General features: G+C 49.0%; 21 protein-coding genes and 1 pseudogene. 4 read left to right on the top strand and 18 right to left on the bottom strand.

The features are described 5' to 3' along the window. Positions 1-7 precede the first annotated feature (7 nt). The 7 genes from etp to cspH form a co-directional block, all read right to left on the bottom strand. Complete coding sequence (gene etp, locus ACJHWT_RS16470; RefSeq protein WP_000057871.1) at positions 8-454, bottom strand: protein-tyrosine-phosphatase Etp; 447 nt, start codon at positions 452-454, stop codon at positions 8-10. Further along, positions 442-1,581 (bottom strand): polysaccharide export protein, encoded by a 1,140-nt coding sequence (locus ACJHWT_RS16465; RefSeq protein ID WP_001295357.1) that lies wholly within the window; start codon positions 1,579-1,581, stop codon positions 442-444. The genes etp and ACJHWT_RS16465 overlap by 13 nt, the downstream gene beginning before the upstream one ends. Positions 1,582-1,626: 45 nt before the next feature. Continuing rightward, positions 1,627-3,723, bottom strand: a complete 2,097-nt coding sequence (locus ACJHWT_RS16460) for a YjbH domain-containing protein (protein ID WP_410232339.1) — start codon at positions 3,721-3,723, stop codon at positions 1,627-1,629. Continuing rightward, positions 3,723-4,469 carry a capsule biosynthesis GfcC family protein gene (locus ACJHWT_RS16455; protein WP_001038084.1) on the bottom strand — a complete coding sequence of 249 codons (747 nt, stop codon included), beginning with the start codon at positions 4,467-4,469 and terminating at the stop codon, positions 3,723-3,725. The genes ACJHWT_RS16460 and ACJHWT_RS16455 overlap by 1 nt, the downstream gene beginning before the upstream one ends. Further along, positions 4,466-5,110 carry a lipoprotein GfcB gene (gene gfcB / locus ACJHWT_RS16450; protein ID WP_001316256.1) on the bottom strand — a complete coding sequence of 215 codons (645 nt, stop codon included), beginning with the start codon at positions 5,108-5,110 and terminating at the stop codon, positions 4,466-4,468. Before gfcB ends, ACJHWT_RS16455 begins: the two co-directional genes overlap by 4 nt. 106 nt (positions 5,111-5,216) lie before the next feature. Then, the gene (locus ACJHWT_RS16445; RefSeq protein ID WP_001299283.1) at positions 5,217-5,522 is read right to left on the bottom strand and encodes a threonine-rich inner membrane protein GfcA; all 306 of its coding nucleotides are present in this window, start codon (positions 5,520-5,522) and stop codon (positions 5,217-5,219) included. 440 nt (positions 5,523-5,962) lie between these two features. Next, positions 5,963-6,175 carry a cold shock-like protein CspH gene (cspH, locus tag ACJHWT_RS16440; protein WP_000087763.1) on the bottom strand — a complete coding sequence of 71 codons (213 nt, stop codon included), beginning with the start codon at positions 6,173-6,175 and terminating at the stop codon, positions 5,963-5,965. 285 nt (positions 6,176-6,460) lie between these two features. Between cspH and cspG the strand changes: the two genes are divergently transcribed. Genes cspG through ACJHWT_RS16420 form a run of 4 tightly spaced genes read left to right on the top strand, consistent with a single transcriptional unit; the run spans position 6,461 to position 7,240 of the window. Next, complete coding sequence (gene cspG / locus ACJHWT_RS16435) at positions 6,461-6,673, top strand: cold shock protein CspG (RefSeq protein ID WP_000066490.1); 213 nt, start codon at positions 6,461-6,463, stop codon at positions 6,671-6,673. A 10-nt stretch (positions 6,674-6,683) separates the two neighbouring features. Further along, complete coding sequence (locus ACJHWT_RS16430) at positions 6,684-6,872, top strand: cold-shock protein (RefSeq protein ID WP_071524879.1); 189 nt, start codon at positions 6,684-6,686, stop codon at positions 6,870-6,872. Next, positions 6,847-7,077 (top strand): protein YmcE, encoded by a 231-nt coding sequence (gene ymcE, locus ACJHWT_RS16425; protein WP_001309400.1) that lies wholly within the window; start codon positions 6,847-6,849, stop codon positions 7,075-7,077. The genes ACJHWT_RS16430 and ymcE overlap by 26 nt, the downstream gene beginning before the upstream one ends. Further along, on the top strand, positions 7,067-7,240 hold the full coding sequence (locus ACJHWT_RS16420; protein ID WP_001019197.1) for a GnsA/GnsB family addiction module toxin: 174 nt from the start codon (positions 7,067-7,069) through the stop codon (positions 7,238-7,240). Before ymcE ends, ACJHWT_RS16420 begins: the two co-directional genes overlap by 11 nt. A 48-nt stretch (positions 7,241-7,288) precedes the next feature. Here ACJHWT_RS16420 and ACJHWT_RS16415 read toward each other — a convergent pair whose 3' ends face one another. From ACJHWT_RS16415 to ACJHWT_RS16365, 11 genes and pseudogenes are all read right to left on the bottom strand, one after another. Continuing rightward, positions 7,289-8,362, bottom strand: a complete 1,074-nt coding sequence (locus tag ACJHWT_RS16415; protein WP_000137002.1) for a 4Fe-4S binding protein — start codon at positions 8,360-8,362, stop codon at positions 7,289-7,291. Between the two features lie 71 nt (positions 8,363-8,433). After that, positions 8,434-11,178, bottom strand: a complete 2,745-nt coding sequence (gene torS, locus ACJHWT_RS16410; RefSeq protein ID WP_001054732.1) for a TMAO reductase system sensor histidine kinase/response regulator TorS — start codon at positions 11,176-11,178, stop codon at positions 8,434-8,436. Between the two features lie 94 nt (positions 11,179-11,272). Continuing rightward, a complete protein-coding gene (locus ACJHWT_RS16405; RefSeq protein WP_000533666.1) occupies positions 11,273-12,346 on the bottom strand; it encodes a tyrosine-type recombinase/integrase in 1,074 nt (357 codons plus the stop codon). Beyond that, positions 12,324-12,542: an excisionase gene (locus ACJHWT_RS16400; RefSeq protein ID WP_001303849.1), complete on the bottom strand. Its 219-nt coding sequence runs from the start codon at positions 12,540-12,542 to the stop codon at positions 12,324-12,326. The genes ACJHWT_RS16405 and ACJHWT_RS16400 overlap by 23 nt, the downstream gene beginning before the upstream one ends. Before the next feature lie 39 nt (positions 12,543-12,581). Beyond that, entirely contained in the window at positions 12,582-12,749 is a 168-nt protein-coding gene (locus ACJHWT_RS16395; RefSeq protein ID WP_000545733.1) for a hypothetical protein, read from the bottom strand. 100 nt (positions 12,750-12,849) lie between these two features. Beyond that, entirely contained in the window at positions 12,850-13,134 is a 285-nt protein-coding gene (locus ACJHWT_RS16390; protein ID WP_020231265.1) for a DUF4752 family protein, read from the bottom strand. Further along, positions 13,134-13,595, bottom strand: coding sequence for a dATP/dGTP pyrophosphohydrolase domain-containing protein (locus tag ACJHWT_RS16385; RefSeq protein WP_241363819.1), 462 nt, complete (start codon positions 13,593-13,595; stop codon positions 13,134-13,136). Before ACJHWT_RS16385 ends, ACJHWT_RS16390 begins: the two co-directional genes overlap by 1 nt. Positions 13,596-13,646: 51 nt before the next feature. Further along, a pseudogene (locus ACJHWT_RS16380) lies at positions 13,647-13,772 on the bottom strand (DUF550 domain-containing protein); the annotation flags it as partial. A gap of 1 nt (position 13,773) precedes the next feature. Continuing rightward, complete coding sequence (locus ACJHWT_RS16375; protein WP_001014289.1) at positions 13,774-13,965, bottom strand: hypothetical protein; 192 nt, start codon at positions 13,963-13,965, stop codon at positions 13,774-13,776. 1 nt (position 13,966) lies between these two features. Next, on the bottom strand, positions 13,967-14,374 hold the full coding sequence (locus ACJHWT_RS16370; protein ID WP_332129437.1) for an ead/Ea22-like family protein: 408 nt from the start codon (positions 14,372-14,374) through the stop codon (positions 13,967-13,969). Then, on the bottom strand, positions 14,371-14,592 hold the full coding sequence (locus tag ACJHWT_RS16365) for a TraR/DksA family transcriptional regulator (protein ID WP_000763378.1): 222 nt from the start codon (positions 14,590-14,592) through the stop codon (positions 14,371-14,373). Before ACJHWT_RS16365 ends, ACJHWT_RS16370 begins: the two co-directional genes overlap by 4 nt. Positions 14,593-14,612 lie beyond the last annotated feature (20 nt).

Raw genomic sequence — 14,612 nt, 5'->3', positions numbered from 1 at the left:
ACTCAAATTACCGGCTGAGGCGCTTCGCCCATTCCTGACTGGCGCGCTCCAACATACCGTAGACATGTTCAAATGCGTCCTGACTTTTACGATAGGGATCCGGGATCTCTTTCTGTTCCAGCCATTGCCCAAACAGCATTGTCTTCCCGCGGACCTCGGGAGCGATTGCGGTAACCTGAGCAATATGTTCCGACTCCATTGCCAGAATCAGATCGTAATTTCGTGCCATCTCAGCAGTGAGCTTACGTCCGGCATGTCCTTCAAGAGATACGCCATGATTTGCGGCAACATCTGCTGCTGTCGCATCTGCAGGGTGTTTTACCAGACCATGAACACCTGCCGATTTGACTTTTACGCCTGGCAGACGTTTACGCAGCAAGCGCTCGCCAATGGGCGAACGGCAAATGTTGCCGGTACAAACCACCAGGATTGAGTTAAATTTTAGTTGGGCCATGTTTGAATCCACCGTGAAGTCTCTGTCAGGTCGTGCACCCCGGAAATCGTCGGTACCAGCAGAGAAATCACACGGTTCCAACGAGCCAGCGGCGCGGTAGTGACATAAACAATGTCGTAAGGTTCAAGCTGGAATTCCGTTCCGAGTATCATTGCCGATGCGTCCTTCGCATTCAGCTGATAAATATTGGCGATTTTGCCATTCTGCTTGTTTTGCGTTGCACGAATAACAAAAATCCCCGTCGCATCAGCGACATCCTGATTCATACCCTCAGCGTTACCCAGCGCTTCCGCCAGGGTCATACCGCTGCGGTCCATTTTCAGCGTGCTCTGTTTACCCACTTCACCCATCACGAAGACTTTCAGATCATCGTTGCGCGGAATAAATAAAATATCGCCCGGGTGCAGCAGTTTGTTCTGGCGCAAGTCGCCACGCTGCATCAGCGCATAGAGGTTCACTTTGGTCTTTACGCCATTCTGGGTGAGCACCACGTTGCGCCAGTCTGCATCTGCGGTCAGACCGCCCGCGGCGTTAATCGCATCCATGATGGTCAGAGGAATATTGGTAATCGGCTGCTGACCCGATTTGCTGACTTCGCCGGTGACGTACGCTTTTTGCGATCGGAACGCCGCGACGCTGACATCGACCTGCGGGCTTTCAATGACTGAATCCAGACGCGCTGTAATCTCGTTGCGTACCTGGGTAAGCGTTTTCCCGGCCACTTTCAGGCGGCCAATATAAGGGTAGAAAATTGCACCATCAGCGTTAACCCAGTTGCCGGTATCACTGGCGCTACGATATTGCCCTGCGGGTGTGGTTAGTTCCGGGTGATCCCAGACCGTAACCATCAACACATCCCCAATGCCGATACGATATTCATAGTTCGCGATTTGCTGCTCCAGCTCCGGATTAGCCTGCGACATAATCGGTTTGGCGCGCAGCTGATCAATCAATCCTGGCGTGACGGGATAGATATTGACCATTTTGTCCAGGTCATACTGATTGTCAGGTAGTTCAATGACATCCTTGTTACTGGTCGATAAATTCTGACCAGGAACAAGGGTACATGCTGTCAAAGACAGAACAGCCAATGTCAGTACCGAAAACTTAAAAATGTTCTTTTTCATTGGTTTATATTTATCAGTCAATGTAATGTTATGAATTACGTCAGGTTATTGTCCAACCGGTACTTCTCGCTCTGCCGTCATTGGATAGAGCTGGTATTTACGTGACAGCATTTGTCCACCATCACGCGTCAATGGTGTCCACGAAACCACCGCGCGGTTGCGGTTAGGTCCAATGGTCATCAAGTCGAACGGAATCGAGATATAAAAACCTTTACTAAAGCCGCCTTCGCCGTAGTCATCTTTTGATACGTTACTGATTGCCGCCCATACCCCTACTGCCACGCCGCTGTCAAAGCGTTTGGCGACGTCGATCGTTGCACCTTTATCTTTTGCCAGATATTGCCCAACGCTAAGTTTCATCAGTACGCCATTGAGCGTCGGCGGGTTCCAGTAAGCCGTCACGAAACCTGTTGGCGTGGAATAATCGGTGAAGCGCATCATGTTGTCCCAGTCACGCTGCTTCACGTAGTTAACGTCCACACCCAGCGCCCAGCTGGCATCTAGCGGGCGATAAAGCAGCTCGGAACCGACACCGGCATACATCGTTTCCAGATAACCGCCATACACCTGGCCATAGAAACCGTTGCCTAAGTCGGCAAAGTAGTTCGCTTGCAAGTTGTTGAGATAGACGTCATTGCGAACGTAATCACGGATATGCGTGCGCACGCGGGGCAGGGTAGAGTCCGCGGGTAATAGCGAAGACTTAAACTTGTCGTAGTTATTGTAAATATTGGTGAAAATACCGCCATCAAGCAGCAGGTGGTCGGTAAACCAGTAGCGGGCGCTGGACATCAGCCCTAACTGGAACATATAGAAATCTTCCGGGCCGCCCAGCGACTGTGAAAGTGTTGGGTTGAAAGAGTAGCTAAAGCGATCTTCACGAATACGGTAGCCCCGACCAAAGGCAGAAAGATCTTCAGCTTCAACACGTTGTTGTTGCAGTGGCTCTGATTGACCAGGCGCTGTACCGGCCAGTTGTTTGCGCAGGCTGGCTACGTCGGTTTCGGTAGTCACCATCGCCATATGCTCGCGCTTTTGCGTCACGCTAATCTTCTCAACGCCTTGCGGCAGGCTATTCACCAGAATCCGGTTGGCACGATCGACCGCTTCGCGAGAGTCACGGTATTTGTATTGCTGACCAGACATATACAGCGTCTTATCGCGTAGCTGAATTTCTGGCGCGTCAAAGCCCGCGTTATACTTCAGGGCGGTAAGTTGGTTTGCTACCGTGGTGTACTGCAATCCTTCAGATTCCGGCGCAGGTTGATATGCCGGTTTTGGCGTATCGCGCAGGGCAGGGCGCAGATCGTTGAAATTGGTCCGTAACGTGAAGCCAAACATCAACGTGTTACCGCGTTCATAACTCAGGTTGAGATCTGCCCAGCTGGCAGCGCGATAGACTGCGCCGACGTTGAAATGGCTTGCCTGAGGCAGTTTGCCAGCGAAATCATTCTGGTAATTGTTGCCATCGTATTCGAGTTTCAGACGCAGAGGATTCCACGGCGTTTGATACTCAATACCGCCAAAAATAGAGGCTGGACCACGAAAGATATCGCTAAAGCTGATATCTCCCGCATCGTGAGACTCTGCGCGATGGCAATATTTATCGCTTACCCGACAAAACGGGTTGGTAATATTGCCCGCATTACCGGCGTAGCCCCAGGCCATCCCGAGGGTGAAATCGAACGGGCCCGCTTGCTTGCTGGCGACCAGATATTCACCGTCGAACAGACCCGTACCAGCAATATCACGTTTACCAAATGCCACTTGCGGTAGCCAGTAACCTTCTTCCCACAGGCGAAGTTTAAAATCGAAAGATTTGTCTTTGTATGACTGATCGCCGCTGAAATCTTCCCACTGGCTATATTTGCGTGTGCGCACATCCGTATAACGAATGGTGCCTTCCAGCCATGGGAACAGCGCCACGGAGGTGGAGTAGAAACGGTATTGATCGTTATCCCGGTAGTTTACGCTGAATTCACCTTCCGGTGCGATGCGCGCATTTGGCATCTGCAACAATCCTGTGCCGCCAAAGTCTGATTGCGACGAACCCAGCGGATCCGGATAGGTTAATACTTCAGCATGACAGGCACTGGAGACGGCAATGGCCAGGCAGCTTAAAAGATAAGAGTTCTTCTTCATCAGTCAGGAACACGTTGCGTTAAAACAGACACAATCTGGTCATTTAAATCAGCATATTTTTCGGGCAGTACATGCGCAGAAAAGCCCAACCAAAGCTGGCTGCCAGGCGGTGGTTCCACATGTCTTTTATTCCACAGGGCAACAGGGGCGACGACAGTCTCACCCTCAGGCGTAATCACCATAACGTTATTCTTGTCCGCGCCTGCAAGGCGGGGGTGATCTTGCAGATAATCGGTAACGCTACGGCCTGCCTGCCAGGGCAATTGCCCAGTCCCAGAAACCGCACCCAGCAGAGTAATAGTCACCGGACGCTGTACGGTATAGAGCGTATAGTCCCCGACCAGCGGGGGATTGCTGTTCTCATCCACTCGTACAAAATCAGGGTCCAGTTTGACCGGTAAGCGACCAGTGATTTTGAGATTGAGTAACTGCTGGCGCACGGATTTAATCGTTGCCACCACATCGTCGTCAGCTTCTGCTTCCCAGGAAGCAAGCTGTGCCATGACATGTTGGTAGTCTTTAAGCGCTTTAGCTTTCGCCGCAGAGTCGGTCAGCAAGGCACCAGGCCACCAGAGGCGATCGCGCAGTTGCGGTTGTGTCACCAACTGGACAACATTTTCCACGGGGCCAACGGAAAGTGTCTGTTGTTCGCCAGGCAGATAAATAGTCACCGTTCCTTGCGCAAAGGCATGGGGTGTCATTACGTAAAGTACGCTGGCAATGAAATACGACTGTAATTTATTCATGGTGCGGGTTTAAGAAACGTCATTTCTACGGGAATAACCCCTGCGCCTAACATTTGCCGACTTTGACGAACCTGGCCAGTAGCCGAATCGACCCAGAATGTGTTTTGCCACTGTTTTTCTGGCAGCGTGGAAGTCACCTCTTCCTGCCAGACATTACACAGCACATCGCGACCCGCAATATTCAGCGTCTCTAATCCAGCAAAGGAAAAAGTGGAACTCAGGGTCGCAGAGCGAAAATGGTTGTCTTCACTCCAGAGAATATCGCGCGTCCAACGGCTGCCGTCTTTTATTGCCAGCGCGTTACGCAGAGGGTCCTGCCCGGAATTTGTCACTTCCAGCAGATTATTATTAAGTTTGACGGTCTTTAAAAGACGTCCATTGTGGGTAACCAGCATGGCGTTATCCTGGGATAACCATTTGCTTTGTTCTTGTTCTATATATCCCAGTACCACAAAGATTCGTTGCCCTTCATTAAGGCGTAAATACATCGTGGAATAAGGCAACGCCTGGATCTGCTGATCCGCTACGGTGATATCCTGATTATCGAAAAGGCTGGCGCGAAATGTATCGACCATACTTTGCTGGCTGTGTGTACATCCCGCAAGAAATAGTGCGAAAATCGATAAAATAAGAGGGCGCACCTTTAATCCTTGAAAGGTTAATTAAAAAAATGCAAATCTCTAAAGCCCGGTACGAATATCGCAACCGGGTATCATTTAACTTTAATTTCGACGCGTTAAAGCAGTATTAGCGTGTAGTGGACGTGGTGGTTGAGGTGTTATGAGAACCGCCATCGCCACTGTCATTTGCTGCAACAACTGCCAACGTCGCCACACCAACAGCCGTTGCCACACCGACAACCGTCGCCGTGCCGACAGCGCCAGCAGCCACGCCACCAGTGGTAGCAGCAGTCGTGGTTGCACCTGTAGTGGTCGTTGTGGTGCCAGTAGTACCCGTCGTTGCCTCGGTCCCGTTTGCTGCTTCAGGGGCAGCAAATGCAGCTGGCGTCGTCAACATGAAGGCCATAAGGATTGCAGAAAGCTTGTGTTTCATAACTTTTCCTTTATTCATCGCATGGACAATACGTACGCTTGAGATCAGGATTATCTACTTTGAGTATAACATCCTTGTGAAATCTCCCTTTCCTCATACCGCCAGCACTATATACTGCGGGTGGGAAAGGCGCGCAGAGGGAAATATAAGATTGTTAACTATTCCCCTCTGGAAATACGACTTGTGAGCATAAGATAAATCTTAGCAAAATACAAATTAAAGATAAGAAAATTGTTAAGAAAGCTATTAACTATTGTTGGTAATATAGTTTCATGTGGTACTATAACTGGCTGTTAAGTGGCATTTATAACTATTAGGTGCAGAGATATTCGCTTAAATGGATTAGTTTCTTTGTGAAAAAGTAACTTGCGTTATAATGTGTAGTGTTGACTATTGAGCTATTCCAATAAAACCAGTCAGCTTTAAACAAGCAACTCATATTAAGAGAGATATACATTTGCCGCTGTTGGTCCTCGCAGGCCATTTACGCGGCAAAATTCCACGCGTAATCCTGGTATAAGCACTTCTGCGTCGCGGGGAGTGAATGCGGAAATATGGACCTGGACTTCTTTACGACCGTCGGAGGGGATAATGAATCCTTTGCCGCTTTTGCGATCAAAGGTTTTGACAATTCCTGTCATTTTACGGGACAAACAAATTCCTTACTGAAAATACTGCGCTGCACTATACGGGGTTAATAAAATAAAGCCAGCGATATTTAAGACCGCCGGACGGCTAAAATAAAATTTGCTTAATCTCAATTATCATGCGTTAATAGCTGCGTCGGTTTGAAAGACAGACAGCATACAAAGTAGTTTACTAAAGCAGTTCTCATTATCAGGCATTATCCCCTTCTTTTGAGTCTCTCTCCTGAACACTAAGTAGTTTCTGTATTAAAGCCCTGTTTGCCGAAAGGCCCAAAATGAAGGAAGTAAAATATGTCTAATAAAATGACTGGTTTAGTAAAATGGTTTAACGCAGATAAAGGTTTTGGCTTTATCACTCCTGATGATGGCAGCAAAGACGTTTTCGTCCATTTCACCGCCATTCAGAGCAATGAATTCCGCACACTGAACGAAAATCAGAAAGTTGAATTTTCTATTGAGCAGGGGCAACGTGGCCCCGCGGCAGCGAACGTTGTTACGCTCTAAGGTTGCCGTTATTACTCAACATCTCCATTTCCGCTGTCCATGTTGTCATGGTTCACAGTACCGCACATCGGCATTCGATGTGACGGAGCGAAACCCTTTGGGCGCTAAGTGTATTTTTTGTAAATCGACGATGATCACCTTTGATAACGTCGCGCTGCAAATACGCACTGACCATGCGCCGCTGGATTTCACAAAATAATATCAGGCTCCCTCGTGGAGCCTTTTTTATATCTGCCTTATTTTTCTTCAACGCTGTATGTATAGTAAGCGATAACCTGTTGATTATTGAATCTTTCGGGGAGATGGCTTATAACATTTCTTACCTGACCAGGGTACCGGGAACCAACACCTTACTGGCGTGTTGCTGTCTTTTAAGACCAGAAGAGGTTAACAGTGAATATTGAAGAGTTAAAAAAACAAGCCGAAACGGAAATCGCCGACTTTATCGCGCAAAAAATCGCCGAGCTGAACAAGAATACAGGGAAAGAAGTCTCTGAAATTCGCTTCACCGCACGAGAAAAAATGACCGGGCTTGAAAGTTATGATGTCAAAATCAAAATAATGTGATTTTGTGAACATCACCCCGTGCGAGGTGATGTTCCGCTTGTTGCTAATTTAGTGCCCAATCATTGGCGATTGCGGAATTAAGCGTTGGTACAATTCCTCCGGCACCGGGCTTTGCCATACTCCCGCATACATTGCGTAACCAATCACCGCAAACATAATCCCCAGAACCAGTAGCGTCATTAACCAGCCAGACAACGCAAAGGCTTTTTTATTTGCCGCAGGTTTTTGCAGTGAAAAGGTCAATGTTGAGGCTACCGGACATGACTCTACGCAAGTCATACAGCCGGTACATTCCACGCTTCGTACCTGAATTAATTTATCGACCGGGATCCGTGATGGGCAACTTTTTGCGCATTTGCCACAGTCGATACAACTTTCGGCATTGCGACGAATCTTAAACGGCGATAATAGCGAAACCACGCCCATCAGCGCGCCATATGGGCAAAGATAACGACACCAGGCATGGCGAATAAACAGGCTGGCAATCAGCAAAACGGTCACGCTGATTAATGTCGCGGTCCCCATATGACGAAAGAAATCGAGCATTTTAACGTCCATCACCACGCTGTAGGGCGACAACATAAAATAGTGAATCGCCTGAGCGGGCATCAATAACGCAATATAAAGAAAAAAACTCAACAGCAAATACTTCACGCCGCGCAGAGGAGTATCCAGCCAGCGGGGAAGGACAAATTGCCGACCAAACAGTTTGTTACCGAGATCGCCGATTAATTCAGAAAGCGTACCAACCGGGCATAACCATGAACAAAAGGCCTTTTTTAATAATAGACTGATGACGATAAAAGCGACCAATAACAGCATCGCGGCGGCGTGGACGGACGGTAACTGGCCTGTTGCAAGGCTATATTTCAGATTCATCAGACCGGCAATCGGTAGCCAGCCTTCGATACCTCCCGGTCTGGTGACAAATGTCGTACTACCTGCCGTTTCGTAATAGCGCACCCAATACCAGAACGTGATGGCAATATAAATATTCATTGCCAACAGTAATAATTGCGTCGCTTTACGCCAGGTCGTGGCATTGCGCCAGTCATTCCACGGTAATTTGCCGCCCGTCGTGCCTGGCCGCCGCTGCCAGCGGGTTCTTCTTTTCTCTGTCATGATTTTGCCAGTCCGTTAAGTTGCATACCAAATGCCACTATTCTAGTTGTTCTTAACTGGCTGATATTGATTCAAATCGCGTTCAGGTCTTTCTTATGCAACCATGCTTCCAGAGCGGCAACACTGCGTGTAATTTCTTCGTGTGGAAGGGGGGCAGATAATGGCTGCTGCTCCAGTTGTGCGCATAGCTGGCTGGCGCTACGCATTCCCAGACTCGAGCAACTGCTTTTTAGCTGATGTGCGGCACACTTTATTTTCTCGTTATCCTGACTGGCGCGGGCAATGTCGATTTCATCGAGAAGCGGCAGGGCATGTTGTGTAAATAATACCAGCCATTCGTGGATCTTCTCCGTCCCCATTAACTGAGCATCTTCATTGAGTTGCGATACATCCAGCGGTTGATCGTTATTGACTTGCAGTTGGAGATAGTGCGCCAGTAACTGACCGAGCACTTCACGCGGCACCGGTTTAGGGATAATCCCGCGAAATAGCGAACTGGTACGCTGGCGCAACGTTTCGTCGATGACATGGGCGCTAAAGCCAATCAAAACCAGCGACGGATATTGCTGTGCCAGTTGCCGGGCAAGCGTAATGCCGTCGATATCCGGCAGATCAAAATCCACCAGTGCGACAGCAAATGGTTCACTATTTTGCAGTGTCTCTAAAGCCTGCGCGGCATTTCCTACGGCAACGACCTGCGCCCCACTGCTGTTCAACATCTCAACGGTAATCCGCTGGGTTAGCGGGTTATCTTCAATTAACAGCAAACGTAAACCGTCCAGACGCACCGCCTGATTGACTGTTTTTGGCACGGGTGCAGTGGCAATACGTAACAGCAAGCGTAAACAAAAACAGCTTCCAACCTCCGGCGTGCTGGTGGCGCTCAGTTCGCCACCCATCGCCTGGGCCAGACGGCTACTGATAGTCAGCCCCAGCCCGGTGCCGCCGCGTTTGCCGCTAACCTGAACAAATGGCTGGAAGATTTCAGCCAGTTTCGCGGGATCAATACCGCAGCCGCTGTCTTCCACTTCGACCAGCCATTGTTCGCCATCAGTGCGACTACGCAGGATAATGTGCCCTTCGTCGGTGAAACGCAGGGCGTTGCTCAACAGGTTGGTAATGACCTGACGAATACGCCGCGGATCGCCCATTAACGCAGTCGGTACATCGTCGGCAATTGCCGTTGCCAGGCGAATCGGGCGACCTTTCACCCGTCCGCTCATTAATTGCAGGGTACTTTCCAGCAACGGGCGCGGTTCAAAGGGTTCATCGCTGACCGAAACATTCTTGCCGCCTGCTTCGATAGCCGAATAATCGAGAATATCGTTGAGGATGGTCAGCAACGATTCGCCAGAGTCGGTAATTGCCCGCAAATCATCACGCTGAGCGTTAAGTGCGGGGTTATCTGCCAGTAGCTGTGCGGTACCGAGAATACCGTACAGCGGTGTGCGGATCTCATGGCTCATCGCCGCCAGAAACGCTGATTTTGCCTGGTTGGCTTTTTCTGCTTCCGCCCGTGCCTGTCGGTGTTCTATCACCAGTTCCTGCAATTCAGCTGTACGCGCTTTGACCTGCGCCGCCAACTGTTCACGGTGGCGATTCAGTGCATGAACACTGCTGCGAAACGCATCCATCAGCCGCCCGATGGTATCCAGCTCCCGTACGCCAGCGGTTTCCGGGAAAGGGGAGTCAATATCACCGTCCAGCAGTCGTTGCAGTGCCTGTGTTTGTTCGGCAAGTGGACGCGTGACTGAGCGATAAACCACGCGCCAGAGGATCAGTATCAGTGCGCAAAGTGAAACCATCCCCAGCAATAACAGGCTGTATTGCCCGCGTGCACTGGCTTTTTCCAGATGCGCCAGTCCGTGCTGATTACGCAGCTCAATGGTGTCGACCAGCTGACTGACTTCGCTACTAAACTGCGCGAATTGGGCGATGTTATTTTGGGCGAGAGTTTGCAGGCGATTGCTGATTTCACTGTCCTGCTGATACAGCGCCAGCAAATCGTTATATTGGCTAACGGTAGTTAACGTTGTTGCGACCTGCGAACGAACTCCCGGATCTTCAATGCGTATTTGCCGACGTTGCAGAATTTTCACCGCATTATTGAGCTGCTTTTCCAGCGTTGGCGCATTTTTCTGGATCTGTTCCAACCCCAGATTCATCACCATTTGCTGCACCCGCAGGGCGCTAAGGCGCAGTTCATTCATCTGGTTAACATACTCAAGATCGATATCAATCAGCCGATCGAGTGCACTTTCTGCGGCCTGACGCTGATGTTGTTCGATCAAATCGTAAATCCCGGCCTGGGTCGCTCCGGCGGAGGTTGCCGCATTATTCGCCTGACCTTGCGCCAGGCGTGCGATTTCATCAGCGGCGGCGACTATCTGCTGACTGAGTTGCTGTTGTTGCTGGCGCAGTTGCAAACGCTGCCCCACCAGCTCTCCTTGTTGACGTAACGAACGGGAAATCTCCTGCTCCTGTTGTTCAATAGCGGTGGTATCAAAACCTTGTTCCCGTAACGCTTGCAGCAACGCATTAATCTTCAGGCTTTGTGCGGTGAGCATTCGCCCCTGCGCCTGCCACATCTTTTCGTTATCGGCACTGGTCAGGTTCTGCGCGGCGAAAAGTTCCCAGGCGCTGGCTTCGCTCAACTGGCGCGCCATATTCATGGTAGGAATCAATGCCTGAGTGTTGTCTTTTTCCACCTGGCTGATAAAGCGCAGGTTGTACCATCCCACCAGGGTACTGGTCAGGGTTAACAGCGCCATCAGGGCAAAGCCCATCCAGAGTCTTCGGGTCAGGGTTAAATTCACGGTCGGTGCACTTTAGGTGAATAAGTTGTATATTTAAAATCTCTTTAATTATCAGTAAATTAATGTAAGTAGGTCATTATTAGTCAAAATAAAATCATTTGTCGATTTCAATTTTGTCCCATTCCCGTCCACGGCTGTCCCTATACCGCGCCGCCATTGAATCTGATTTATGCCCGAGAAGACGTTGAGCAAACTTATCGCCAATCTGGTTCCGGTATAGCCTCGCTGACAGGCTACGCAGTTCATGGAATGTTGGCGGGTTTCCATCAAATGAGAGGCCAGATGCATTTCTCGCCTTTGTAAAATACTTTGATACTGTTTTCGGGGAAAGCGGATCGTGATGCTTTGATGCGATTATAGTTTCACTGCTGCTGGCCTCCCTGCATTTCTGTAGTGTATCAGCCAATGAGATATTGAGCGCGTCAATCGTTAGCGTTAGCGGAATGGCGAGTTTAGCCCCTGTTTTACTCTGTTTAATGTGAAGATGGTTGTCGTTTATGTCTGACCATTTCATTCTGCACAAATCGCCGACTCTCTGCCCTGTAACGACGGCCAAATCCATCGCCAGCCTTAGCCAGATAGGGAGAGGTTCGGCTGCATGGTAAATCTCGACATACTCATTAGCTGTCAGCCTTGAGCGCCTTACTTCTGACTTTGCTGTACGGGTTGCTGTTACCGGATTCGTTGCCACATGCCCCTCGGCTATTGCTTCACGAAAAACGTCAACAAGGGTTGACCTGATTAATTTTGCGGAAGCTGCTTTACCTTCTGCTACGTAGGTGTTTAGCATTGCTGCCACTTCTTTCGTTGATATGTCAGTGAGCGGTTTGTCCGGCAATTTTCTTCGGATTGCCCTGATTTTGCTGGCGTAGTCGAGTAGAGTTTTCGGCCTGATCCCCCTTTCGGTGAGGATTGTTTCATATCGGTCAAGCCACACATGAAGAGTGATTGCGTCACCGCCTTTAATTCTGTCTATCAGTGATTTGCGTCCGCTGTCTGAGAGTAACTCAATATTGGCCTGTATTGCTTCAGTGATTGCTATCCTCCTGTCTCGGCCTAATCCAAACTCTTTACCCGTCCTTGGGTCCCTGTAGCAGTAATATCCATTGTTTCTTATATAAAGGTTAGGGGGTAAATCCCGGCGCTCATGACTTCGCCTTCTTCCCATTTCTGATCCTCTTCAAAAGGCTACCTGTTACTGGTCGATTTAAGTCAACCTTTACCGCTGATTCGTGGAACAGATACTCTCTTCCATCCTTAACCGGAGGAGGGAATATCCTGCACTCGCGTACCCATCGACGAACTGTTTCAAGGCTTCTTGGGCGTCGCTGGCGTGCGTTCCACTCCTGAAGTGTCAAGTACATCGCAAAGTCTCCGCAATTACACGCAAGAAAAAACCGCCATCAGGCGGCTTGGTGTTCTTTCAGTTCTTCAATTCGAATATTGGTTACGTCTGCATGTGCTATCTGCGCCCATATCATCCAGTGGTCGTAGCAGTCGTTGATGTTCTCCGCTTCGATAACTCTGTTGAATGGTTCTCCATTCCATTCACCTGTGACTCGGAAGTGCATTTATCATCTCCATAAAACAAAACTCGCCGTAGCGAGTTCAGATAAAAGAAATCCCCGCGAGTGCGAGGATTGTTATTCACCTTTAACGGCAAGTTGCAGGTTAGCCACGACCTTCCTCCTTTGGCTTGTGAATTTGTATCGTCATGCCGCTTTGAGTGGTGACTACAATGACAGAACCAGGCTGAAGGCTGTTAAGATTGAATGCTTCGTAAAACGAATCCAATGCCAGTGCTTTTTTATTCTTTCGGTTCCACCAACGCCATCCCTTGCTACAGGCTACACTGACAATCCACTGTCCACTCCTGTAAGCCATATAAAACCAGATGAGCAAAACCTGAAGGAATGCTATCCAGTCAATAATCGTATATTTCGCGAAGGAGTCCATCACTTCACCTCCTGCGGCGGTTCTGGTAGTGGCATCCAGTGAGTTACGTCATCCAAGATATTTCCTGATAAATACGTGAAAGCTCTATATTTTTTGTAATCAATTGGATTTACAACCCAGTTCCAATATGCGGCCACGATTTCACCTTGACTAAATGCCAGTAACATTTTGGTGTCTTCCGGCATTCGATCACTACAGCTTATCCAACCATCCGGAATTACCGGAGAGTTGCCGGGTTCTTTAATGTGCAAGCGAGGCTCACCATCTTTTGGTTCAGGCCACTGGCGTTCCATGTTGATCTTCAATTTATTTTCCATAGCAGCGGTAATTTCAGCATCACTGATACCAGCACGGCGCTGTGCATCCCACAACAGGAACTGCATATCAGCCCACTCGCTGAGATCGTCAGGTTTGGCTGCGGCTTCCAGAGCCTCTTTTGAGAGGTGTTTCAGTGGACCAATGGGGCCAACGCAGCCAAATGTGGAGTCAGACCATTTGGCATGCTCGTGGCGAATCTGTTCGCGTTCCAGTGATGCCAGTGCAATCCGTGCCAGTTCCATTTGTTCGCCACGGGTAAGTCCGTTTTCAAGCGGATTTTTAATGAACAATTCAATACGTTCTTTGGTAATAGAATTCATGCTATTTCACCTTAATCTCAACATTTCGCAGCTTTAGCTCTACTGGCAGGTCTGACTTTCCGGTTAATGCCAATGCGAGATTTTCTGGAGTAATGAGAGCAGTTATTGTTTTCCCCATTGCCAGACGAATAATCATTCGTATCTCGCAATCGTCACATGCTCCAGGTCGAACAATTGATATTTGTCCATTCATCTCACTCTCCTTTGATGCGAATGCCAGCGGCGCGGATTGCATCGATGACTTCAGAAACTTTGTATGCCATTACCGTTTGGTAATCATCGTGAAAATCTGTTCGATGAAGCATGCTGCTACGTTCCGGGAGCAGTATTTCCCGCGCTTCCAGTTCTGCAATGCGCTTTTTTGCTGCTTCCAGTTCATCCAGTAATTCCAGCACGGTAGCCGGATTAGCCTTGGCAACAAAATCCCGGACTGGCTTACAATCAATCTCCGCAATGGGTTGATACGATGTGTAGCCATGCTGTCTTGTATAACTACCGTGACGAATAACGAAAAAATCACCATTTATTTTTTTAGCCTGCCACTTATCTTCACCGGCTTTCTCTGCCGCTTCACGCAGTGCCTGAGAGTTAATTTCGCTCACTTCGAACCTCTCTGTTTACTGATAAGCTCCAGATCCTCCTGGCAACTTGCACAAGTCCGACAACCCTGAACGACCAGGCGTCTTCGTTCATCTATGGGATCGCCACACTCACAACAATGAGTGGCGGATATAGTCTGGTAGTTCAGACGACGCATTTTTATTGCTGTATTGCGCTGTAATTCTTCAATTTCTGATGCTGAATCAATGATGTCTGCCATCTTTCATTAATCCCTGAATT

Source organism: Escherichia sp. WS338 (assembly GCF_046486405.1).
In the GTDB taxonomy this organism is placed as follows: domain Bacteria; phylum Pseudomonadota; class Gammaproteobacteria; order Enterobacterales; family Enterobacteriaceae; genus Escherichia; species Escherichia coli.
Note: the sequence above shows the minus strand (reverse complement) of the source record. Positions and strands in the feature narration are given on the sequence as shown.

What these genes read in the sequence shown, in the direction of transcription:
- cspG (WP_000066490.1), top strand. Translation starts at nt 6,461, where the DNA reads ATGTCTAATAAAATGACTGGTTTAGTAAAATGGTTTAACGCAGATAAA.
- ACJHWT_RS16445 (WP_001299283.1), bottom strand. Translation starts at nt 5,522, where the DNA reads ATGAAACACAAGCTTTCTGCAATCCTTATGGCCTTCATGTTGACGACG.
- ACJHWT_RS16390 (WP_020231265.1), bottom strand. Translation starts at nt 13,134, where the DNA reads ATGGACTCCTTCGCGAAATATACGATTATTGACTGGATAGCATTCCTT.
- ACJHWT_RS16400 (WP_001303849.1), bottom strand. Translation starts at nt 12,542, where the DNA reads ATGTACTTGACACTTCAGGAGTGGAACGCACGCCAGCGACGCCCAAGA.
- ymcE (WP_001309400.1), top strand. Translation starts at nt 6,847, where the DNA reads ATGCGCCGCTGGATTTCACAAAATAATATCAGGCTCCCTCGTGGAGCC.
- ACJHWT_RS16375 (WP_001014289.1), bottom strand. Translation starts at nt 13,965, where the DNA reads ATGAATGGACAAATATCAATTGTTCGACCTGGAGCATGTGACGATTGC.
- ACJHWT_RS16365 (WP_000763378.1), bottom strand. Translation starts at nt 14,592, where the DNA reads ATGGCAGACATCATTGATTCAGCATCAGAAATTGAAGAATTACAGCGC.
- ACJHWT_RS16465 (WP_001295357.1), bottom strand. Translation starts at nt 1,581, where the DNA reads ATGAAAAAGAACATTTTTAAGTTTTCGGTACTGACATTGGCTGTTCTG.
- ACJHWT_RS16405 (WP_000533666.1), bottom strand. Translation starts at nt 12,346, where the DNA reads ATGGGAAGAAGGCGAAGTCATGAGCGCCGGGATTTACCCCCTAACCTT.
- ACJHWT_RS16460 (WP_410232339.1), bottom strand. Translation starts at nt 3,723, where the DNA reads ATGAAGAAGAACTCTTATCTTTTAAGCTGCCTGGCCATTGCCGTCTCC.
- ACJHWT_RS16395 (WP_000545733.1), bottom strand. Translation starts at nt 12,749, where the DNA reads ATGCACTTCCGAGTCACAGGTGAATGGAATGGAGAACCATTCAACAGA.
- ACJHWT_RS16415 (WP_000137002.1), bottom strand. Translation starts at nt 8,362, where the DNA reads ATGACAGAGAAAAGAAGAACCCGCTGGCAGCGGCGGCCAGGCACGACG.
- ACJHWT_RS16455 (WP_001038084.1), bottom strand. Translation starts at nt 4,469, where the DNA reads ATGAATAAATTACAGTCGTATTTCATTGCCAGCGTACTTTACGTAATG.
- etp (WP_000057871.1), bottom strand. Translation starts at nt 454, where the DNA reads ATGGCCCAACTAAAATTTAACTCAATCCTGGTGGTTTGTACCGGCAAC.